Origin of the sequence: Aquibium pacificum (genome assembly GCF_040839445.1) — a bacterium.
Classification (GTDB): domain Bacteria; phylum Pseudomonadota; class Alphaproteobacteria; order Rhizobiales; family Rhizobiaceae; genus Aquibium; species Aquibium pacificus.
This window is the reverse complement of sequence record NZ_JBDPGJ010000004.1, coordinates 624,373-644,685: the sequence shown is the minus strand read 5'-3', so window position 1 is coordinate 644,685 and position 20,313 is coordinate 624,373. Positions and strand designations below refer to the sequence as shown.

At 65.6% G+C, this 20,313-nt stretch carries 20 protein-coding genes; 12 read left to right on the top strand and 8 right to left on the bottom strand.

The window, feature by feature from the left end; genetic code table 11:
- Positions 1-9: 9 nt before the first annotated feature.
- Both ABGN05_RS19660 and ABGN05_RS19655 read right to left on the bottom strand, forming a co-directional pair.
- Positions 10-789 (bottom strand): alpha/beta fold hydrolase, encoded by a 780-nt coding sequence (locus tag ABGN05_RS19660; protein ID WP_367955730.1) that lies wholly within the window; start codon positions 787-789, stop codon positions 10-12.
- Complete coding sequence (locus ABGN05_RS19655) at positions 786-1,664, bottom strand: fumarylacetoacetate hydrolase family protein (protein WP_367955729.1); 879 nt, start codon at positions 1,662-1,664, stop codon at positions 786-788. Before ABGN05_RS19655 ends, ABGN05_RS19660 begins: the two co-directional genes overlap by 4 nt.
- Positions 1,665-1,899: 235 nt before the next feature.
- On the opposite strand from ABGN05_RS19655, the gene ABGN05_RS19650 reads away from it, so the two are divergent.
- Complete coding sequence (locus ABGN05_RS19650) at positions 1,900-2,571, top strand: FadR/GntR family transcriptional regulator (RefSeq protein WP_367955728.1); 672 nt, start codon at positions 1,900-1,902, stop codon at positions 2,569-2,571.
- A 302-nt stretch (positions 2,572-2,873) separates the two neighbouring features.
- On the opposite strand, the gene ABGN05_RS19645 is transcribed toward ABGN05_RS19650, so the two are convergent.
- The gene (locus tag ABGN05_RS19645; protein WP_367955727.1) at positions 2,874-3,764 is read right to left on the bottom strand and encodes a GntR family transcriptional regulator; all 891 of its coding nucleotides are present in this window, start codon (positions 3,762-3,764) and stop codon (positions 2,874-2,876) included.
- A 108-nt stretch (positions 3,765-3,872) separates the two neighbouring features.
- Between ABGN05_RS19645 and ABGN05_RS19640 the strand changes: the two genes are divergently transcribed.
- The 4 genes from ABGN05_RS19640 to ABGN05_RS19625 all read left to right on the top strand — a co-directional run bounded on the left by ABGN05_RS19640 (position 3,873) and on the right by ABGN05_RS19625 (position 7,769).
- Positions 3,873-4,922 carry an ABC transporter permease gene (locus tag ABGN05_RS19640; protein WP_367955726.1) on the top strand — a complete coding sequence of 350 codons (1,050 nt, stop codon included), beginning with the start codon at positions 3,873-3,875 and terminating at the stop codon, positions 4,920-4,922.
- Positions 4,919-5,677: an ATP-binding cassette domain-containing protein gene (locus ABGN05_RS19635; RefSeq protein WP_367955725.1), complete on the top strand. Its 759-nt coding sequence runs from the start codon at positions 4,919-4,921 to the stop codon at positions 5,675-5,677. The genes ABGN05_RS19640 and ABGN05_RS19635 overlap by 4 nt, the downstream gene beginning before the upstream one ends.
- A gap of 93 nt (positions 5,678-5,770) precedes the next feature.
- The gene (locus ABGN05_RS19630; protein ID WP_367955899.1) at positions 5,771-6,670 is read left to right on the top strand and encodes a sugar ABC transporter substrate-binding protein; all 900 of its coding nucleotides are present in this window, start codon (positions 5,771-5,773) and stop codon (positions 6,668-6,670) included.
- Positions 6,671-6,761: 91 nt separating this feature from the next.
- Positions 6,762-7,769, top strand: a complete 1,008-nt coding sequence (locus ABGN05_RS19625) for a zinc-binding alcohol dehydrogenase family protein (RefSeq protein WP_367955898.1) — start codon at positions 6,762-6,764, stop codon at positions 7,767-7,769.
- Positions 7,770-7,816: 47 nt separating this feature from the next.
- Here the strand turns inward: ABGN05_RS19625 and ABGN05_RS19620 are convergent, their stop codons facing one another.
- The 3 genes from ABGN05_RS19620 to ABGN05_RS19610 are packed head-to-tail and all read right to left on the bottom strand — an operon-like array spanning position 7,817 to position 10,394.
- Positions 7,817-8,626 (bottom strand): FadR/GntR family transcriptional regulator, encoded by an 810-nt coding sequence (locus tag ABGN05_RS19620; protein ID WP_373695952.1) that lies wholly within the window; start codon positions 8,624-8,626, stop codon positions 7,817-7,819.
- A gap of 12 nt (positions 8,627-8,638) precedes the next feature.
- Entirely contained in the window at positions 8,639-9,625 is a 987-nt protein-coding gene (locus ABGN05_RS19615) for an ABC transporter permease (RefSeq protein WP_367955896.1), read from the bottom strand.
- A 28-nt stretch (positions 9,626-9,653) separates the two neighbouring features.
- Positions 9,654-10,394, bottom strand: a complete 741-nt coding sequence (locus ABGN05_RS19610) for an ATP-binding cassette domain-containing protein (protein WP_367955724.1) — start codon at positions 10,392-10,394, stop codon at positions 9,654-9,656.
- 140 nt (positions 10,395-10,534) lie between these two features.
- On the opposite strand from ABGN05_RS19610, the gene ABGN05_RS19605 reads away from it, so the two are divergent.
- The 5 genes from ABGN05_RS19605 to ABGN05_RS19585 all read left to right on the top strand — a co-directional run bounded on the left by ABGN05_RS19605 (position 10,535) and on the right by ABGN05_RS19585 (position 16,213).
- Entirely contained in the window at positions 10,535-11,509 is a 975-nt protein-coding gene (locus tag ABGN05_RS19605) for an NAD-dependent epimerase/dehydratase family protein (protein WP_367955723.1), read from the top strand.
- 64 nt (positions 11,510-11,573) lie between these two features.
- Positions 11,574-12,563, top strand: coding sequence for a substrate-binding domain-containing protein (locus ABGN05_RS19600; protein WP_367955722.1), 990 nt, complete (start codon positions 11,574-11,576; stop codon positions 12,561-12,563).
- Positions 12,564-12,668: 105 nt separating this feature from the next.
- A complete protein-coding gene (locus tag ABGN05_RS19595; protein WP_373695951.1) occupies positions 12,669-13,619 on the top strand; it encodes a sugar-binding protein in 951 nt (316 codons plus the stop codon).
- 84 nt (positions 13,620-13,703) lie between these two features.
- Complete coding sequence (locus tag ABGN05_RS19590) at positions 13,704-15,239, top strand: sugar ABC transporter ATP-binding protein (protein WP_367955721.1); 1,536 nt, start codon at positions 13,704-13,706, stop codon at positions 15,237-15,239.
- Positions 15,240-15,247: 8 nt separating this feature from the next.
- On the top strand, positions 15,248-16,213 hold the full coding sequence (locus tag ABGN05_RS19585; RefSeq protein WP_367955894.1) for an ABC transporter permease: 966 nt from the start codon (positions 15,248-15,250) through the stop codon (positions 16,211-16,213).
- A 105-nt stretch (positions 16,214-16,318) separates the two neighbouring features.
- On the opposite strand, the gene ABGN05_RS19580 is transcribed toward ABGN05_RS19585, so the two are convergent.
- Positions 16,319-17,116 (bottom strand): IclR family transcriptional regulator, encoded by a 798-nt coding sequence (locus ABGN05_RS19580; protein WP_367955720.1) that lies wholly within the window; start codon positions 17,114-17,116, stop codon positions 16,319-16,321.
- A gap of 355 nt (positions 17,117-17,471) precedes the next feature.
- On the opposite strand from ABGN05_RS19580, the gene ABGN05_RS19575 reads away from it, so the two are divergent.
- Positions 17,472-18,296, top strand: coding sequence for an SDR family NAD(P)-dependent oxidoreductase (locus tag ABGN05_RS19575; protein ID WP_367955719.1), 825 nt, complete (start codon positions 17,472-17,474; stop codon positions 18,294-18,296).
- Here ABGN05_RS19575 and ABGN05_RS19570 read toward each other — a convergent pair whose 3' ends face one another.
- Positions 18,297-19,067, bottom strand: coding sequence for an SDR family NAD(P)-dependent oxidoreductase (locus tag ABGN05_RS19570; protein WP_367955718.1), 771 nt, complete (start codon positions 19,065-19,067; stop codon positions 18,297-18,299).
- A gap of 164 nt (positions 19,068-19,231) precedes the next feature.
- On the opposite strand from ABGN05_RS19570, the gene ABGN05_RS19565 reads away from it, so the two are divergent.
- Positions 19,232-20,236 carry a TRAP transporter substrate-binding protein gene (locus tag ABGN05_RS19565; RefSeq protein ID WP_367955717.1) on the top strand — a complete coding sequence of 335 codons (1,005 nt, stop codon included), beginning with the start codon at positions 19,232-19,234 and terminating at the stop codon, positions 20,234-20,236.
- Positions 20,237-20,313 lie beyond the last annotated feature (77 nt).

Genomic DNA, 20,313 nt, shown 5'->3' with positions numbered 1-20,313 from the left:
CGTTCCTCCTCAGGATCCCGCGCGGTGCAGGAAATCCACGAGCTTGCGGCCGATCTCCTGCGGAGCCTCTACAGTAGCCCAGTGGCCGCAGCGGTCCACTGGAGAAAACGATGCATGCCTGATGGCGTCGGCGAGCGAGCGCGCCACGCCCGGCGGATTGACCGCGTCGTCGTCGCCGGTGATCAGGAGCGCGGGGGCGGCGATCCGCTTGGGATCGACCGCCTGGGCCTTTGCCAGCGCTTCGCAGGTCATGGCGTAGGATTCGGGGTCCTGCCGGGTGATCGACTCGCGCACGAAGGCGACGGCGGCGGGCGAAGTCTCGCGGGTATGCGCCGACAGCGCTCCGGCCACGATCTGGTCGGCGATGTCCGACATGCCGCCGGAACGCGCCATACGCGCGCGGCCGGCCAGACCCTGCCGCGTCGCATCGCCCGGTTCTGCCAGCGCGCCCAGCAGCACCAGCGAACGCACGAGTTCCGGTTGACGGGCGGCGATCCACTGGCAGACGATCGTGCCCATCGAATGCCCGACCAGATGCGCGCGTTCGACGCCGAGCGCTGCCATAGCCTTCACGGCCGCCGCTGCGATCGCGTCGATCGTAAGCGGTTCGAGCGGGCGCGGCGACCGCCCCGAGCCTGGCATGTCGAGGCGGATGACGCGGAAGCTCGACAGGGCCGCCATCTGCGGCTGGAACATGTTCGAGGTGCCGCCGAGGCCATGGATCATGACGACCGGGGCGCCCTGCCCCTGGACCTCCGCCACGATCGGCCCGACCTGCGCCGTTGTCATGCCGTCCGCTCCGAGACACGGTTCTCCAGCGCGCCGATACCGTCGATTTCGACGCGCATGAAGTCCCCCGACCGGAGGTACTTCGGCGGATCGAAGCCGATGCCGACGCCGACCGGCGTGCCGGTCGCGATGATGTCTCCGGGCTTCAGCGTGATGCCTTGCGAAATCGTGGCGATGATGGTGGGTATGTCGAAGATCAGCATCGAGACCTTCGCATTCTGCCGCATCTCGCCGTTCACGAAGCAGCGGACGGATGCGCGTTCGAGGTCGAACTCGTCCCTGGTGACGGCCCAAGGCCCCATGGGGCAGAACGTGTCCTGCGACTTGCCGATGAGCCATTGGCTGTATCGGCCTTGCAGGTCGCGCGCGGTCACGTCGTTGACGATCGTGTAGCCCCAGACGTGGTCGAGGGCGTTTTCGCGGGCAATCCCCCGTCCGCCCTTGCCGATGATCACGGCGAGTTCCGCCTCGTAGTCGATAGCAACGGAAACCTGCGGGTCGATCACCACGTCGGCGCCGGTCGGCACGACCGATTCCGGCACCTTGGAAAAGATGATCGGATGCTTCGGGACCGCCCCGCCGGAAGCGCTGGAATCGAAGCCGCTCAAGGCGAATTCGTGGGCGTGTTCGAAGTAGTTCTTGCCCACGCAGAAGATGTTGCGCGCGGGCAGCGGGATCGGCGCCTCCAGCGTCACGGCATCGAGCGGAATTGGCGACAGGGTGCGCGGGGTGCCGGTGCCGTTGCGTTCGATGAGGGCGACGATGCCGCGGCTGGCCTGTTCGGCAGAGAGGCTGAACGGCGTGACGATGCGTGCATCCGGATCAACCACGCCGACGCGGCGCTCGCCCGCGATGGTAAACGTCGCGACCTTCATGCACCTCTTCCTCCCTGTACCAATATTGAACCATTCGGCTCTTATTGAGGACACGCTAGCGGGAATTGGTTCACCTGGCAAGCGTCGTTCTTGCTGGAGCAGGCGGAACGACAGGTTTGGCCCATCCCTGCCCTATACCTGCTTTTTGACCGTCACCGCTCGCGCGCCGTCTGGACGGCCCCCACGTGGGGCTGTTAGGAATGGCTCACAATAGGATCAAGGATTGGTCAGCCGCATGCCCAGGATGGTTGCCGACGACATCGCCGTTGCGCTGAGGGATCGGATCACGTCCGGAGAATGGTCGTCGCTCGGGCGCCTTCCCCCGGAACGGGACCTGGCCGCAGAATTCGGCGTGGCCCGTAACACCGTGCGCCGTGCGTTCGATTCGCTGCAGCGCGACGGCACCGTGATCCGCCAGGTGGGTCGAGGCACGTTCGTGGCGCGCGAAAATGCCAACACGATGGCTGCCACCATCGCCCGGATGGAAGGAACAAGCCCGGCAGACATGATGGAGATCCGCCAGCTTCTGGAACCGGCCGCGGCGGCGTTCGCGGCGACGAACGCCAGCGCCGGTGATCTCGACGCCGTGAGGGAAGCGCACGAAGCGGCTTGCGCGGCGGGCGAAATGCCCGATTTCGAGCAGTGGGACGCGGAGTTCCATCACCGTATCTTCTCCTGCAGCCGCAACGAGTTCCTCAAGGAGATCCACAATCTGATGCGCATCTTGCGCAATCAGGCGCCATGGTTCGACATGAAGAAGCGGTCCTTTTCCGAGACCCGGCGGCGCATCTATTGCGAGGAACACGGCGCTGTGCTCGCGGCCCTTCTCAGCCGCGACCCCGACGGTGCGCGCAAGGCGATGCTCGCCCACCTGCGCACGGTGGAAAGGAACATGCTCGGCCGGTGATGATGCGCCAATGCGGCTGTGCATGGACCGCGATGGTGATCGTTGCTTGGTACGTGGCGGGGCCGTCGTCCGCGCACCCTCATCTTCGACGCGATTGCCGCAGTGGTGACCGGCGGCATCGGCATCATGACCGGCAATGGCTCAGCTGACCGCGCACCGGGCGGATCTTCTTTCTCGCGTTCTCCACAACGGCATGAACATCCCGGACATGGCGATCAAGTCCGGTTCATCGGCCAAGGAGCCATCATCGTGGCAGTGCTGACGATCGCGGCTCGTGGAGTCAGAGACGGCTGCGGACCCGGCTATTGTCCCGAGGTCGATCGCAGAAGCGTCTCGCGCGCCGATGCAAGATGGGCGCGGCAGGCGAGTTCGACGATGGCGACGTTGCGGCTGACGAGCGCGTCGATGTAGGTGAGGTGCTCCTTGATCGCGACTTCGTTGCGCTGGCGCTCGTCCTGCTTGTTCCACTGGTAGTGGTAGTGGAAGATGACCGTGATGATGTCGTAGAAGCTGTCAATGAAGCGGTTCGGCGCGGCCGAACTGATGAAGCGGTGGAACCGGCTGTCGAGGTCGGAGAAGTCGTGGTAGCGGGTATCGATGAGGTCGAGCAGCTGCAGGTGTTCGAGCCGTAGCGCCTCGAGCTGGCGCCAGAAGGGGGAGGTTTCCGGAAGTGCGGCCAGGGCGCGCGCGGACCGGAGCTCGAACATCTCGCGGATCTCGAACAGTTCCAGCGAGAAGCTGCGCGTGAAGCCCTTGAAGACCCAGCCCGCGTTCGGACGTTTCTCGATCAGCCCGAAGCGCTGGAAGCGGTTTAGGAACTCGCGGATCCCGGTTGTCGCGACGCCGAACTTGCGCGCCAGTTCGAGTTCGTTGAGGGCCGTGCCGGGGCGCGCGTTGTCGCGCAGCATCCACTCCATGAACCGTTCCTCCACTTGCGCGGCCATGGGAACGGTCTCGGAGTGCGGATAGGGCTGGAGCCCGCCGTCGGCCGGATGAACGTTGCGAACGCGGCCGCTGCCGCTCACGATGCCGCCTTCCCTGAGCGCGGCGATCACCTTTCGCACCGTCGTGCGGCTCACGCCGAGCTGCGCGGCGAGCGCGCTCTCGGAGAGCAGCGCCGTTCCCTCGTCCTGCTCCCCGATCAGCGCAAGCGCGTCATTGAAGGCCTTCTTGAAGACGGTGTCTGTTTTCACGCACGGTTCTCCATACAACCTTCTTGGTATTTTAAACCATAAAAAACAAGTTGACGAGCACCATCGATCGGTTTTTTCTCTATAAGAAACTGATCTGGGGAGGGCTAGTTGGCGGATACGACGAGAGGACCGGTCATGGAGACCGGTTCCGGCGCCAGCGGCGCCCACGCGCACCGGCCGACCGCGCTTTCGCTCGGACTGCGGCTGCTCAACGTCGGACCGCTCCTCATCCTGCTCCTTCTCGTCCTGGTCGTCAGCGCCCTGACGCCCAACTTCCTCAAGCCCGGAAACCTCGGCAACATCCTCGCGCAGACGGCCGTCATCGCCATCGTGGCCATGGGCCAGCAACTGGTGATCCTTACGCGGGGCATCGACCTTTCCGTCGGCGCCAACCTCGCGCTCGCCACCGTCATGGGTGGGCTCGTCTCTCGCGTGGTGGACTCCGCGCCGCTCGTGATGTTGGCCATGCTGGCGGCCGGCGCCCTGGTCGGCGCGGTGAACGGGCTTGTCTACGTCTTCGGCCGCCTGCCCCATCCGTTCATCATCACCCTTGCGACGCTCAGCATCTGCCGCGGCCTGGCGCTGCAGTTCTCGATCAACAACACCACGATGCGCGGCATGCCGCCGGCCGTCACCTGGCTCGGCGAGAGCTCGGCGCTCGGCCTGCCCAATTCGTTCTTCGTCGTGGCGGCGGTCGCCGCGGTCCTGCTCGTCGTGACGAAGTTCATGGTCTGGGGCCGCTGGATCTACGCCGTCGGCGGCAACCCGAAGGCCGCCGTCGAGATGGGCATCCCCGTCAAGTGGGTGGTCGTCTCCACTTACTTGATCGCGGGCCTGTGCGCCGGCATCGGCGCCGTGGTCCTTTCGGGGCGCACGGCCGCCAGTTCCCCCCTCTACGGCAACCTGCTCGAACTGGACACGATCGCCGCCGTCATCATCGGCGGCGCCAGCTTCCTCGGCGGGCGGGGGCATCTGGGCCACGCGCTCGTCGGCGCGCTGATGATCGGCGTCATCCGCAACGCGCTCAACCTGCTCAACGTCGGCATCTTCTTCCAGATGATCGCGATTGGCCTGATCATCGTGGTGGCGGTCGAATCCGACGTGCTGCGCAACCATCTCGAGGCGCGCGCCCGGGTCAACCAGGCGAGAGGCCAATGAGCGCCGCCGCTCCGGTTTTGTCGGTCCGCGACGCGCACAAGCGCTTCGGCGCCGTGCATGCGCTGAAGGGCGTCGACATGGATGCCTGGGCCGGCGAGGTCCTCGCCCTGTTGGGCGACAACGGCGCGGGAAAGTCGACACTGGTGCGGTGCATCAGCGGGGTGCACGCGCTGGACGAAGGCGAGATCCGGCTCGACGGCAAAAGTGCCGCACTGACATCCCCCGCCGCGGCGCAGAAGGCCGGCATCGAGACCGTCTACCAGGACCTGGCACTGTTCGACAATCTGACGCCGGCGCAGAACTTCTACTGCGGCCGCGAACTGTCGTTTCCGTCGTGGCTGCCGCGCGGGCTGCGGCTCCTGAACACGCGTGCGATGGAACGCGAGGCCGCTTCCGTGATCGACCGGCTCAAGGTGAGGCTGCCCCGGCTCGACGCCCAGGTAGCGCTGATGTCCGGAGGGCAGAGGCAGGCCATCGCGGTGGCGCGGGCCACGGTCTTCGCCCGCAAGGTCGTGATCCTCGACGAGCCGACCGCCGCCCTCGGCCTGCGTGAATCGCGCAAGGTGCTCGACCTCGTGCGCCATCTTCGCGACGAGGGCAGCGCCGTGATCCTGATCACCCACAACATGGAACATGTCGTCGAACTCGCCGACCGCGCGGTCGTCCTGCGGCAGGGGCGCAAGGTCGGCGAGCTGAGGCCGGACAGATCGAACCAACAGGAACTCGTGTCGATGATCGTCGGCGCCGAGGCCTGAGCGATTCACCGTCCTCGGACGGACGGGGAAGTGGAAGGCCGCCCGAGGTGGGCGGTCCACGAAAGAGGGAGGAGCATTGTGAGGTTCCGAACAATCATTGCCGGTGCGGCGCTCGCTTTGGCGGTCGCGGCACCCACATGGGCGGCCGATCCGGTCAAGATCGGCTTCATCACGAAATTCCCGGTGCCGTTCTTCGCCACGATGGAGAATGCGGCGAAGGATTATGCCGCGGCTAACCCCGGCATCGAGCTGGTCTTCGGCCAGGGGGCATCGGCCACCGACATAGAGGGGCAGATCGCCCAGATCGAATCGATGGTCACCCAGGGCGTGCAGGGCATCGCCCTCACGCCGGTCGACCCGACGGTTGCGCAGGCCCTCGACAAGGCTGTCGCAGCCGGGGTCAAGGTCGTGCTGATGGACAACGACATCCCCGGCTGGAACGGACGCACCGCGCTCGCCACCACCGACAACTACGCCGCCGGGAAGATCGCCGGCGAGTACCTGAAGTCGGTGCTGAAGCCGGGGGACACGATGGGCATCCTCGAAGGCGTGCCGGGCGTGCCGTCGCTCGACGACCGCGTCAACGGAATGATCGAGGGGCTCGGCGGCCTCGACGTCAAGATCGTCGGCCGTGGCGCGACGGGCTGCACCGAAGAGCAGGGAATCAACCTCGCCGAAGACATCCTGACGGCCAATCCGGACCTGAAGTCGATCTACGCAGCCTGCGGCCCGCCCGCCGCCGGCGCCGCGCAGGCGATCAGGAACGCAAATCTGGCGGCCAAGCCGATCCTCGTCGGGTTCGACTTCTGCTGCGGCGAGGCCGAGGCGCTCGAAGCCGGCATCGAGGACGCGACCGTGGCCCAGTTCCCGGCCAAGATGGCGTCGCTCGGCGTCGAAGCGCTGGTCAAGGCGATCCGCGGCGAACCGGTGGAATCGCTGATCGATTCCGGTGCGGCCCTCGTCACCAAGTCGAACATGGCCGACTTCCAGTGATTGCCGGAGGGGGCCGGCTCGTCCGGCCCCCTCCACATGCGAGCCGGGCGCGGCGCCCCCGCGTCGAACGAAGGAAACCCGCGTGCATTCCATGGAAGCTCTCGTCTGCGTCGACCCCGGCCAGCTCCGGCTCGAGCGGCGTCCCGCACCGCTGCCCCGGCCAGGCGAGGTGCTGGTGCGCCCCCGCCGCGTCGGGATCTGCGGAACCGACTATCATATCTTCGAGGGCAAGCATCCCTACCTGCAATATCCGCGGGTCATGGGGCACGAGTTCGCGGTCGAGCTCGTCGAGGCGCCGTCCGGCGCCAACCTCTCTGCCGACCGGTTCTATACGGTCAATCCCTACGTCGCCTGCGGCCGCTGCATCGCCTGCCGGCGTGGCAAGCCCAACTGCTGCGTGGCCATCTCCGTGTTTGGCGTCCACGCGGACGGCGGCATGGCGGGGCTGCTTGCGGTGCCTGCCGAAAACCTGTTGCCGGTCGACGGGCTGACGCTCGACCAGGCAGCCATGGTCGAATTCCTCGCCATCGGCGCCCACGCCGTGAGACGAGGAGCGGCTTCGCCGGAGGACCGGGTCCTCGTCGTGGGAGCCGGGCCGATTGGCCTCGGCGTCGCGCTCTTCGCACGCCTGTCCGGCGCCGCCGTCGCGATCCTCGACCGCGAAGGAGAGCGGGCCGACTTCGCCGCCTCGTTCGTCGGCGGAACCCCGTTCATGGCCGATGCCGGCGGGCTTGCAGCGCTTCGGACATTCACCTCAGGCGAAGGGTTCGACGTCGTCTTCGACGCGACCGGCAACCCCCGGGCGATGGAGCAGGGCTTCGAACACGTCGCACATGGCGGACGCTACGTGCTGGTGGGCGTGGTGAAGGAGGCAATCGCCTTCATGGATCCCGACTTCCACCGCAAGGAATTGACGCTGCTCGGCAGCCGTAACGCGACCGGGCAGGATTTCGACCGTGTCGTGGCTGCAATCCGCGACGGCTCCGCCCCGGTCGATCGCCTCATCACGCATCGCACCGATCTCGCCCGCGCCGCCATGGACATCCCACGATGGGCCATCGAGAAGACCGGCCTGATCAAGGCGGTCATCGAGATCTGATGACCATGCAAGTCTCCGTGCAAGAACCGCCGACAGTCGATGCCCGCTCAGGCAGCGTCCTGCCCTTCGATGATGCTATCGGTATTCTCCAGCAGCCGTCGGACGGCCTTGCGGGCCGCGTCGGGTCGGCGCAGCCGGATGTTCTTCTCGATCTCGTCGTGGAGGTCCTGCGCGTGGCGCAGGTTGTTCACCTCCCGCGTGACGAAGGCGAACAGCTGCTCCAGCGCCGAATCGATCAGCACGCCGAGCGGCAGGAGCAACTCGTTTCCGGCTGCCCGCAATATGGCGACATGAAAGCGCGTGTCGGCGGCCGTGCGCTCCCCGAGCGTGGGGGCCGTGCCCATCTCGCGGCAGGCGGCGGTGATCTCCGCCATCTGCCCGGGTCCGTGGCGCAGCGCCGCCATCGCGGCCGCCTCCGGCTCGATGATGTAGCGGAACTCCTGGACCGTCTTCAGGAATTCGTACCGGTTCGGCGAGGCGGCATACCAGCCGAGCACGTCCCGATCGAGCAGGTTCCACCGCTCGCGCGGCATCACCCAGCTGCCGATCTTCGGCCGCGACGCGAGGAGATTCTTGGCCATCAGAATCTTGACGGCTTCGCGCACCGCCGAGCGGCCGACGCCGAACATTGCCGACCATTCCGCCTCGTTCGGCAGGAAGGTACCCGGCGGATAGTCGCCGCGCACGATCCTCGAGCCGATCTCGTTCGCCACGGTCGTATGTGCGAAGGTGCCGGAGTAGCGGGCCAACGCCTGCGTCTCGGGTGCCTTGCGTGTTCTGGGCGCATCGCGTTCCGTCGGGGGACCCTGCGTCGCGGAAGCGGGTTGCGCCTGCTTGCCGGTGTCTTTCTTGCGCACGTATCTCTGCCCTCACCCGTCGCTTTCGCGATAGGCCCGGATCCGGTCAAAGGCAACGGCAAGCACGATGAAGCTGCCGACGAAAGCGCCCTGCCAGAAGGTGCTGATGCCGAGCAGGATGAGGCTGTTGCGGATGACTTCGATAAGCGCCGCGCCGACCACCGAGCCGAACACCGTGCCCGCTCCCCCCAGGAGGTTCGCGCCGCCGATAACGGTTGCGGCGATGACGCTGAGTTCCATGGACTGGCCAAGATTGGTGGTGACGCCGCCGAGCCAGCCTGCCTCAAGGACGCCGGCGATGCCGGCCATCATGGCGGAGAACATGTAGACGCTGACCTTTACCCGCGTGACCGCGATACCCGTCAGCGTCGCGGCCTTCTCGTTCGCGCCGATGGCAAAGACGTGCGTGCCCCAGCGCGTCCATTTGAGGATGAAGCCGGTCGCCAGCGCCATGACTACGAGCGCGATGACGGGATTTGGAATGCCGTAGACGGAACCGCCGCCGAGGAAGAACAGCAACTTCTCGTCGGGGCCGAACTGGAACACCATCCGGTTGCTCGACAGCACCATGGCCGCGCTGCGCGCGATCGACAGCATTCCCAGCGTCACCACGAAGGGCGGGATGCGCAGATAGGCGATCAGCGCGCCGTTGATGAATCCCACCAGCAGCGCCGCCGCGATAGCCAGCGGGGCAGCGAACGCCAGCGAATAGCCCGCGTTCATGGTGATCGCGAGCACCATCGCCGAGAGGCAGAGCACCGATCCGACCGACAGGTCGATGCCGCCCGAGATGATCACAACCGTCATGCCGAGCGCGACGATCGCCACGAAGGCAAAGTTGCGGGTGACGTTGAAGAGGTTCTGTGAGGTGGCGAAGGTCTCGGTCGCAAGCGAGAGCGAGACGCATGCGATCACCGCCGCCAGGAAGACCCAGAACGCCTGCTGCGACAGCAGCTTGCCGAGCGTCGAATGGCTCTGGCCCGAAATCGCGGCGGCCATGCCGGCGGATGGATCGGCCCTGCCCGTGTCAAGCATGTTCGATGGCTCCGGTGATGAGGCCGGTGATCTCCTCGGGCGATGTGGAAGCGGTCGCCTTGTCGGCGACCTTGCTGCCGCGTCGCAGCACCACGATGCGGTCGGTCACGGCGAAGACGTCCGGCATGCGGTGGCTGATGAGGATGACGGCGATGCCCTGCCGTTTCAGTTCCCGGATCAGGTTGAGCACCTCGGCGACCTGGCGCACCGAAATGGCGGCCGTCGGCTCGTCCATGAGCACGATGTCGGCGTCGCTCAGGCGCGTGCGGGCGATCGCCACCGCCTGCCGCTGACCGCCCGACATGGACTTGACGGCATCGCGTGGACGCGTCTCCGATTTCAGCTCCGCGAAGAGTTCCCCCGCGCGGCGGTTCATCGCGGGATAGTCCAGGATTCGGAAAGGACCGATCGAGCGCGTGAGTTCGCGCCCGAGGAAGACGTTGACCGCCGCCGTGAGATTGTCGCAGAGCGCGAGGTCCTGGTAGACGATCTCGATGCCGTTGCGTCGCGCCTCCAGCGGACCGTGGAAGACGGTTTCCTTGTCCCTAATGAAGATCTTGCCCTGGCTCGGGCGGAAATTGCCGGCGATGATCTTCACGAGCGTCGACTTGCCGGCGCCGTTGTCTCCCATCAGGCCGAGGATCTCGCCCGGCTCGAGCGACAGCGACACGCCGCCCAGCGCGTGGATCGCGCCGAAATGTTTCGAGACTCCCTCCAGCCGCAACACGCTCATACGCACCGCTCCTCCCGTTCGAGGACGTACCGGAAAGCGGGCGGAGCCGTCAACATACAAATCTGTTTAATCCTATTTATCATACAAATGATTGACAGGCCCGCCTTCCTGTTCTTCACTGCATGCCGGGAGGGAAACGGATGCTGGTCCTGATCACCGGAGCGACAGGGAAAGTCGGGCGGGCGCTTATCGGGCGCCTCCAGGCCGAGCGGCCCGACGTTGGCATCCGCGCGCTCTGCCACAATCGCACATTGCCGCAGACGGATACGCTTTGGGTGGTCAGGGGCTCGATCGCCGACCGCGAAATCTGCCGCGAGGCGCTGCGCGACGTCACCCACGTCGTCCACCTTGCCACCTGCAAGGAGACGCCAGACGACGTTATGGACGTCACCGTGAAGGGCCTGTTCTGGCTGCTCGAGGAATTCCGCGCCAGCCCGTCCGCGCAGCGCTTCCTGCTGATCGGCGGCGATGCCGCGATCGGACATTTCTTCCATCGCCATCCCGCGCCGATCACCGAGGACGCCCCGCACATGGCCTATCCGGGCTGCTACGCGCTCTCCAAGGTGCTGGAGGAGGTGATGCTGGAGCAGTTCGGCATCCAGTACGGCATCGACTGGTGCTGCCTGCGCGCGCCGTGGATCATGGAGAAGGACGACTTCCGCCACAGCCTATCCTTCGGCGACGACCTGTTCGGCGGGCCCGACTGGAAGACGATGGTGGAGCCGGAGGTCGCTGGTCGCAGCCGCGAGACCGGGGCGGTGCCGCTGCTCCAGGAGGAGGACGGAACCCCGGTCCGGCGCAACTTCGTTCACGTCGACGATCTCGTCGCGGCGATCCTCGTCGCCCTCACCGCCCCGGCCGCCCGCCAGCGCCTCTACAACATCTGCATGGACGAGCCGGTCGACTACGCCGCGGTGGCCGATCACCTCGCCCGCACGCGCGGTCTGCCCTCCACGCCGGTGCGCGGGCCCTACGTCAGCAACTGGATGGACAACGCCCGGGCCAAGGCCGAACTCGCCTGGCGCCCCTCGTACGACCTTTCGAAACTCATCGATTCCGCCTGGGATTACGTGCGGCCGCCGGATGATCCCCGGCAGGTCTGGTACCCGGGCTGAGGATCGCGCCGCCGTGGCCGGTGCGATCAGCCGTAACCCGTAGCCACTCAAAGGGAGGACTGACATGAAACTGAACAGATTAATGCTGGCCGGCGCGGCCGTCCTGGCGTTCGCCGCATCGGCATTCGCCCAGGATAAGACGCTTGCGATCGTCGTGAAGGGCCTCGACAACCCGTTCTTCGAGCAGATCAATCTCGGCTGCCAGAAGTGGAACAAGGAAAACGCGGGCAGCGAATACAACTGCTTCTACACCGGCCCCGCATCGAGCGCCGACGAGGTGGGTGAGGTCCAGATCGTCGAGGACCTGCTCAACCGGCCTGACGTCAAGGCGATCGCGATCTCGCCGTCGAACGCGCCGCTGATGGCCAAGTTGCTCCGCGAGAAGGCGCCCTCCATCCCGGTGATGACCATCGACGCCGATCTCAGCGCCGACGACGCCGCCCTGCGCACGACCTACCTCGGCACCGACAACTACCAGATGGGCGTCAAGTTCGCCGAGCACCTGAAGAAGCTGAAGCCGGAAGGCGGCACCGTGTGCCTGCAGCTCGGCAACGTCGCCGCCGACAACATCAACCAGCGCGCCGCCGGCACCCGCGACACGCTGTCGGGCGAGAAGGGCATCGAACGCCTCGAAGGACAAGGCGGCTGGACCGAGATCGCCGGCTGCCCCGTCTTCACCAACGACCAGGCCGACCTCGCGAACCAGCAGATGGCCGACACCTTCACCGCCAATCCCGACCTGACCGCGTTCATGCTCATCGGCGGCTGGGCCCAGTTCGCGCCGCAGGCCTACGCCCAGGTCACCGACCAGGTCATGGACAAGCTGAAGTCCAAGCAGATGGTCATCGTCGCGGGCGACACGCTTCCCCCGCAGATGGAGGCCCTGAAGGCGGGGCGCAGCCATGTCCAGGTCGGACAGCGGCCCTTCGAGATGGGGTATCGGGCGCCGAGCGTCATGATCGACATGATCGACGGCAAGCCGGTCGAGCCGATCATCTACACCGGCCTCGACGAATGCATGCAGGACACCGCCGACAGCTGCATCGGCGGATGACCTGTCTGCCGCGGCCCGGGGCCCGGCCCGGGCCGCGTTCAGATCGCAGACCGCTCCGCTGACTGCGCGGGCGGGCCGAATTCCCTCTGTTCCATGGAGATCAACATGAAGTTTCGTGAATCCGCCGCCGTCCTGGCGATTGCCGCCGTCATGGCCGCGAGCGCCGCCACTGCCCAGGACAAGAAATCCCTCGCCTTCGTCGTGAACGGCGCGTCGGATTTCTGGAAGCTCGCCGAAGCCGGCGTGAAGAAGGCTCAGGGCGAACTGCCGAACTACGACTTGCAGTTCAAGTACCCCGAGCAGGCCGCCGCCGCGGTCCAGCAACGCCTGATGGAAGACCTGGCCGCGGCCGGCGTCTCCGCCATCATGGTCAGCGCCGTCGATCCGAAGTCCTCGACGGACGCGCTCAACCGCATCGGCGCCCAGGTGCCGCTGTTCACCACCGATTCCGATGCGCCCGACACCAACCGCATCGCCTATATCGGCTCGTCCAACACGGACGCCGGCAAGCAGGCGGGTGAAATCGCGCTGAAGGCCCTCCCCGACGGCGGCAAGTGCGTCGGCTTCGTCGGCCTGCCCGGCGCCGACAATGCCCGCGAGCGCATCGAGGGCATGAAGGAGACGATCGCCGGCTCGAAGGTCGAACTGATCGACGTTCGCGGCGACGACATAGACATGACGCGCGCCAAGCGCAACGTCGAGGACGCACTCGCGGCGAACCCCGACATCGACTGCATGGTCGGCTTCTACTCCTACAATCCGCCCCGCATCTACGAGGTGCTGAAGGAGTCCGGCAAGCTCGGAGAAATCGCCATCATCGCCTTCGACGAGGATCCGATCACGCTCGGCGGCGTGCGGGAAGGCACAATCGCGGGCACCGTCGTCCAGGATCCCTACGAGTGGGGCTATCAGGGCATGAAGCTGATGGCGAAGTATCTGGAGGGCGACAAGTCGGTCGTGCCGGAGAACGAACTGATCATCGTTCCCACCAAGATGATCGACAAGGACAATGTCGACGCCTTCGAGGCGGAGCTGAAGGCGCGCATCAACGGCTGACGCCTCTTAGCCGCAGGCCGGCCATCACCCTCCCGGCCGGCCTGTCCGGACACATGGATTCTCCCGCCGAGGTCTCCCATCCGCATGCCTGAGCCTTTTCTCCAGATGAAGGGCATCTCCCGGACCTATCCGGGCGTCACGGCCCTCGATGACGTGCACCTCTCCGTCGCTCCCGGCGAGATCATCGGGCTCGTCGGAGAGAACGGCGCCGGCAAGTCGACGCTGATGAAGATACTCGGCGGGGTCGTCGCGCCGAGCGGCGGCACCATTGCGCTCGACGGAGAGACGATGACCCACCTGACCGTCTCCCGGTCGATGGCGGCGGGCATCGCCTTCGTGCACCAGGAGCTCAATCTCTTCGAAAACCTCAGCGCCGGCGCCAACGTGGTCATCGGCCGCGAACCCTTGCGCGGCGGGTTCCTGCGCTTCGTCGACGAGGCCGGGACGCGGCGGATCGCGCAACCTCTCCTCGACCAACTCGGCGCCGGTTTCGATGCGGCGACGCCCGTTTCGAAACTCTCGCTGGCCCAGATGCAGCTCGTCGAGATCGCCAAGGCGCTTTCGATGCGCGCCAGGCTCGTCATTATGGACGAGCCGACGTCGAGCCTGACCGCGTCCGAGACCGAGCGCCTGCTGGCCGTCGTTGCGAGACTCAAGGCCGAAGGTGTGGCGGTGATCCTCGTCACCCATCGCCTTGCCGAGGTCGAGCAGGCGGCGGACCGCGTCGTCGTGCTGCGCGACGGGCGCTGCGTGGCGGAACTCACCCGCGCCGAAATCCGCGCCGACACGATGATCAGGCACATGATCGGCCGCGATCTCACGACCGTCTACCGGCCGCCCGCCGGCCCGCCCGGCGAGGCGGTGCTCGAGCTTCGCGGCGTGAGCACGTCCTACCGTCCCGGGCGCACCGTCGATCTGCGCGTCCGGCGTGGCGAGATCCTCGGGCTCGCGGGGCTGGTCGGGTCCGGGCGGACCGAACTCGCCCGCACGGTCTTCGGCCTCGAAGCGCCGGTCGCCGGAGAGGTGTGGATCGAAGGCGCGCGGCTGCCGCCGGGCCGGCCGAGGGCGGCGATCGCACGCCGCCTCTTCCTCGTTCCCGAGGACCGCAAGAGATCCGGTCTCGTGCTCGACTTCCCGATCCGGTCAAACGTCACCCTCGCGAACGTCGCGCGCTTTTCGCGCCGCGGCCTGATCGATTTGGCGCTGGAGGAGGCGGAAGCCGCCTCGCAGCGCGACCGTCTGGACATCCGCACGCCGTCGTTGTCGGTTACCGCCGGATCGCTGTCGGGCGGCAACCAGCAGAAGGTGGTTCTCGGCAAGTGGCTGTCGATGGCGCCGAAGGCGCTGATCTTCGACGAGCCGACCCGTGGCATCGACGTCGGGGCGAAGAACGAGATCTACCGGCTGATGCGCGAACTCGCGGACGCCGGCGCCGGCATTCTCATGATATCGTCCGACATGGAAGAGGTCATCGGGGTCAGCGACCGGGTTGCCGTCATGCACGAAGGTGGCATTTCGGGGCATCTGGAACGGGATGCGCTGAGCGAAGCGGCGATCATGTCGCTCGCGGTCGGCCGCCCCGCCGCGCACGTGCCACGCCTGGAACGACATACCTCATGATCAGCCTGATCAGCCGCAAGGATCTCGGGCTCCTGGTCCTCATCATCGTGGTCGGGACGGTCGTCGCGATCATCAATCCGAGGTTCGTGTCGCCGATCAATCTCGCCAACACCGCCAACCTCATCGGCCTGTTCGGCATCTTCGCCGTCGCCCAGGCCTTCGTGATCATCTCCGGCGGCATCGAGCTTTCCGTCGGCTCCATCATCGCGCTGCTGGGTGTCGTCTTCGTTGATCTCGTGGCGAACGGCACGGTCAGCCCGGCCGTCGCCTTCGCGGTGGTGCTGGGGCTCGGCTGCCTGATGGGCCTGGCCCATGGCCTCCTGATTTCGAGGATGGGTCTGCCGCCCTTCGTGGTTACCTTGTGCGGGCTACTGATCTACCGCGGCGCGGCACGCTACTATACCGAGGACGCGACCGCGGGCTTCCCGTTCGGGGCCAGCTTTCCCATGCTGGAATGGCTGACCGCCGGCCGCTTCTATGGCGTCCCGCACAGCCTGATCGCTTTCCTTGCGATCACCGTCGTGATGGGATTCATCCTGCACCGTTCCGTCTTCGGCCGGCACCTCTTCGCGGTCGGCAAGAACGAGGAGGCGGCGCGCTACAGCGGCATCGACACCAACCGCGTCATCATCACCGCCTACATCATCTGCTGCGGGCTGACCGCCGTGGCCGCGGTGTTCATCGCCATGTACACGCGTTCCATCTCGCCGTCCTCGCACGGAAACTTCTACGAGCTCTACGCGATCGCCGCGGCGGTGCTCGGCGGATGCTCCCTGCGCGGCGGCGAAGGCTCCATCCTCGGCGTCGTGCTCGGCGTGGTCCTGCTGCAGGTTCTGCAGAACCTCGTCAACCTGCTGGGTATCCCCAGTTCGCTCAACTTCGCCGTCATGGGGTCCGTCATCCTCATCGGCGTCATCGCCGACCAGCAGCTTTCCCGCCGCGCGAACACGAAGACGCCAGGCGGTCGCGCGTGAAAGACCCAGCAGCGGTCCCCCGTGCCGAGAACCGCAAGAGGACCCAGAGAATCCATAGCGCGAAAGAGTCGTCCTTGCACCGGCGTCGCAGCCGCTGTGAGGGCGCTATTGCTTGCGCAACCGTGACCGCCCCTCGGAACGGAAATACTCCGACAGCTTCTCGCTGACTGCGAGGGTCTGCGCGGCGATCTCCTGCTTCTGAGCCTCCGTGGGGACGTTCAGGGGATAGACGACGGACAATGTCGTCACCACGTGGCCGCCATCGTCGAGAACGGGCGCCGCGACGCCGCCGGCACCCGCATGGTTCTCGCCGTTGTTCCAGCCGATACGTGTCGCCTTCACCGTCTCGAGTTCCATGCGCAGCACGTCAGGATCGGTGATCGTGGCCGGGGTGTGGCGGACAAGGCCCGGCTCCTTGACGATGGATTCGAGCAGGGTCGGCGGGGAGAAGGCGAGAAACACCTTGCCGCTGGCCGTCGAATGTAGGTGCCGGTGCTCACCGACCCTCATGATGACCCGCAGGGCGCTCGGACTTTCAACCGTCGCCACGACCAGCCCGTTGGAACCGTCCAGCACCATCGCATGGGCCGACTGGCCGATGCGTGATACCAGAGTGGCGAGAAACGGCGTCGCCTTCCTGACGATTTCCTGGCGGCTCGCGTAGATCGATCCGAGGCGGAACGCCCCGACGCCTATGCGGATCTTGCGCGTCTCCGGATCCTGGTGAAGCAGCGAGCTCCGGCACAGCGTCGAAACCAGCCGGGAAACGATGCTCTTGTGAATTCCGAGCGCGCGGCTCAGTTCGCTGACGGATATCTCCGGGCGGTCGTGAGAGAACTCCTGGAGAATGCGAACCGCTTTCTCCACGGTCTTGAGCGACGATTTTTCGACCGGTAATGCCATGGCCAATCGTTGTCATAAACGCAACGATGCCGAAGATGCCTGCCCCTGTTGGCGAAGTCAAACAACTTCGCCGCCGCCCACGGGGTGAAGCGCGACCTCGCTTTCCACCGCGAGTGCTCAGTCGACGGTTGCCCGCCGAGTAGATTTTATGTTTACATTCAATGCGTCGCGCTGGTTCAGTCATGCGATCCCGAACACGACGATTGACAGCATTGCGTGGCGTACCGCTCAAAAGGCGGGCTCCGCCGGGTTTGGCGGAAAGTTTCGAATAGAGAGACGGACCACGTCTCTTTTTAGCCCATCTGGCACCGTGGTCCGGTTGCCGGTTCGGCAAATCCGGAGAAGGGAAGAGCGGATGCGACTCAAGGATCTCGACATGGAGGGCAAGGTGGCGATCGTCACTGGAGGCAGCCAGGGCATCGGTCGCGCGATCAGCGTCGCCCTGCGGACCAGTGGCGCGACGGTGGTGATCGCGGACCTCGACGAGGAGGCGGCGACTGCACTGGCTACCCAGTTCGCCGCAGAGGGATCGGAGGCGCTGGCTGTCCGCACGGACGTAACGCGCGCCGACCAGGTCAACGAGATGGTTCGCCGCACGCTCGCGCAGTTCGGCAGGATCGACGTGCTGGTCAACAATGCCGGTGGCGCGAGCGGTTCGAACTTCCGCATAGGCCGTCTTCTCAGCATTTCGGAGACGGACTGGGACATGACCATGACCGTCAATCTCAAGAGTACGTTTCTCTGCAGCCAGGCCGTTGGGCGCGTGATGTGGGAGAGGCAGTCGGGGAGCATCGTCAACATGGCGTCGATCACCGCTTCGATCCCGTGGGCTGGCATGCCAGCCTATTCGGCCGCCAAGGCAGCGATCGTCAGTCTCACGCGGTCGATGGCCCTGGAACTCGCCCCCTACATTCGCGTCAATGCCCTCGCGCCAGGCCTCGTCGAGACGCCGCGGACGTCCCGCAACCGGGGACCGGAACAACTGGACCAGCTGTTGAGCAACGTCCCCATGCAGCGCATGGGACAGCCCGAGGAAATCGCGGACATCGCGCTCTATCTCGCCTCCGACGTGTCGGGATGGATCACGGGAAACATCGTCGACTGCAATGGCGGACAGGTCTGGATGAGCCGCGACGGTCGCCCCGAATTTCGCGACGCCGCGCGTGCCGCGCCCGGCTGATCAGCTCATGGAGCCGCCGCCGTCGACAGGCAGCGCGACGCCGGTGATGTAGGAGGAACCGGGCGAGACGAGGAAAAGCGCGGCCCGCGCCATTTCTTCCGGATTGCCCATGCGCTTGATCGGACGAACCTGCCTGTTCATCTCCGCATAGGCCTTGCTCTCTATTTCGGGATTCCGTTCGAGGACGCCCTTCCAGAGCGGCGTCGTGTCGATCGGCCCGGGGCAGATCGCGTTGACGCGTATTCCGTCGGCAGCGAGGCCAACCGCGAGGGAGCGCGTCAGCATCAGCAGTCCGGCCTTGGATGCGGAATAGGCAGGCGACTGACCCGAAGGTCGAAGTCCCAGGCCCGATCCGGTGAACAGGATCGAGCCGCCACCGGTCTTCGCCATCTCGGCGGCAGCGAACTTTGCTCCGAAGAAGCCGGCCTTCATGTGAATCGCCATGATCTGATCGTAGGCATCCTCGGTGGTCAGCGACAGCCGGCCCGGACCGGCGACGCCCGCATTGTGGAAGAGTATGTCGAGCCGGCCGAACCGCGATACCGCCATTCCGACCGCCGCTTTCAACTCTTCCAGTCGCGTCAGGTCGGTCCTGGCGAAGATCGCACTGCCGCCGGTAGCCCTGATCTCTTCGGCGGTCGCTTCCCCATCCTTCTCGTTGATGTCGGCGATCACCACCTTTGCTCCTTCCGCGCAGAAGAGGCGAGCGGAAGCGCGGCCAATCCCGGTTGCGGCGCCGGTGATCACGGCGGTCAGACCATCCAGTTGCATGCAAGTGCTCCTCATCGATAGTTTCTGTTGTGATATAAGCAACATACTTCAAGCCCGATTTACCTGATATACGGGCTTCTGGTTTGACAATTGCCATTGTCCATGATCTAGATTAACAAAACAAAAAATAGTGTTGCGAATATAACAACATAGGGAGGTGCGTTATGAAGAGATTGCTTGTCCTGGTGGTATCCGTTTTTGCCTGCATTGGCGCGCTCACCGGCTTCGCCTCGGCTCAGGACGTCACGAAGCTGTCGTTCAGCATCTGGCAGCAGCCGGAACACTACATGGTCAAGGCCATACGCTCGTGGGCCGAAGACGTCGAAAAGAAGACCGACGGGAAGGTCAAGATCGAATTCTACTACGGCGGCACGCTGACCAGCGGGCCTCAGGCTTATGACGGCATCGTCAACGGCATTTCCGACATCGCCGCGGCCGCATCGGGCTGGAACCCGGGCCAGTTCCCGATGACGCGCATCGCCGACATCCCGCTTGGCTGGACGAGCAGCCGGCAGGCCAGCCTCGTGACGTGGGACTTCTACAAGAAGTATCAGCCGAAGGAGTGGGACGAAGTCCATCTGCTCTACCTTTTCACCGACGCGATCGGCTACCTGCACACCAAGCAGCCGGTCAGAACGCCTGAAGACCTGAAAGGCATGCAGATCCGCGGCACCGGCAGCGACGTTCCGCTGATCGAAGCCCTCGGTGGAACGCCGGTGGGAATGCCCTTCGGCGAAACCTACCTCGCGCTGCAGCGCGGCATCGTTCAGGGCATGGTGTCGAACCTCGCATCCGTACAGGCGGCGAAGATCGGTGAGGTCGTCGACTACACGACCGACCTCAACATCCGCCCGGCCAATTTCTGGGTCGCCATGAACAAACAGAAATGGGAAGGCCTTTCGCCGGACGTCCAGAAGGCGATCGACGAGGCCAGCGAAGCGGCGGTCGTCCGGCTCGGCGAAGCGCTCGACAATGCCCAGGCGGCCGGCCGGGCCTACGTGCTCGAACAGGACAACGAGATCATCGAGCCGACGCCCGAGGCCAAGGCCAAGTTCGAGGAACTGCTCAAGCCGATCCGCACCCAATGGGTGGACGAGATGAAGGCGAAGGGTCTGCCCGGCGCGGAAGTCCTGGAGTTCGTTACTGCCGCGATGAAGGAACGCCAGTAGGACACGTATCTCGAGGACCGGCCGGCGACGGCCGACCCTCGGGCTCTCCAGGGGACCGCGCGCAGGCGGTCCCCACA

Bases quoted from the DNA above. Each gene is read 5' to 3' on its own strand.
- ABGN05_RS19615 (WP_367955896.1), bottom strand. From the start codon at position 9,625: ATGGCCGCCGCGATTTCGGGCCAGAGCCATTCGACGCTCGGCAAGCTG.
- ABGN05_RS19600 (WP_367955722.1), top strand. From the start codon at position 11,574: ATGAAACTGAACAGATTAATGCTGGCCGGCGCGGCCGTCCTGGCGTTC.
- ABGN05_RS19635 (WP_367955725.1), top strand. From the start codon at position 4,919: ATGAGCGCCGCCGCTCCGGTTTTGTCGGTCCGCGACGCGCACAAGCGC.
- ABGN05_RS19655 (WP_367955729.1), bottom strand. From the start codon at position 1,664: ATGAAGGTCGCGACGTTTACCATCGCGGGCGAGCGCCGCGTCGGCGTG.
- ABGN05_RS19575 (WP_367955719.1), top strand. From the start codon at position 17,472: ATGCGACTCAAGGATCTCGACATGGAGGGCAAGGTGGCGATCGTCACT.
- ABGN05_RS19595 (WP_373695951.1), top strand. From the start codon at position 12,669: ATGAAGTTTCGTGAATCCGCCGCCGTCCTGGCGATTGCCGCCGTCATG.
- ABGN05_RS19570 (WP_367955718.1), bottom strand. From the start codon at position 19,067: ATGCAACTGGATGGTCTGACCGCCGTGATCACCGGCGCCGCAACCGGG.
- ABGN05_RS19590 (WP_367955721.1), top strand. From the start codon at position 13,704: ATGCCTGAGCCTTTTCTCCAGATGAAGGGCATCTCCCGGACCTATCCG.
- ABGN05_RS19650 (WP_367955728.1), top strand. From the start codon at position 1,900: ATGCCCAGGATGGTTGCCGACGACATCGCCGTTGCGCTGAGGGATCGG.
- ABGN05_RS19610 (WP_367955724.1), bottom strand. From the start codon at position 10,394: ATGAGCGTGTTGCGGCTGGAGGGAGTCTCGAAACATTTCGGCGCGATC.
- ABGN05_RS19580 (WP_367955720.1), bottom strand. From the start codon at position 17,116: ATGGCATTACCGGTCGAAAAATCGTCGCTCAAGACCGTGGAGAAAGCG.
- ABGN05_RS19625 (WP_367955898.1), top strand. From the start codon at position 6,762: ATGGAAGCTCTCGTCTGCGTCGACCCCGGCCAGCTCCGGCTCGAGCGG.
- ABGN05_RS19565 (WP_367955717.1), top strand. From the start codon at position 19,232: ATGAAGAGATTGCTTGTCCTGGTGGTATCCGTTTTTGCCTGCATTGGC.
- ABGN05_RS19660 (WP_367955730.1), bottom strand. From the start codon at position 789: ATGACAACGGCGCAGGTCGGGCCGATCGTGGCGGAGGTCCAGGGGCAG.
- ABGN05_RS19605 (WP_367955723.1), top strand. From the start codon at position 10,535: ATGCTGGTCCTGATCACCGGAGCGACAGGGAAAGTCGGGCGGGCGCTT.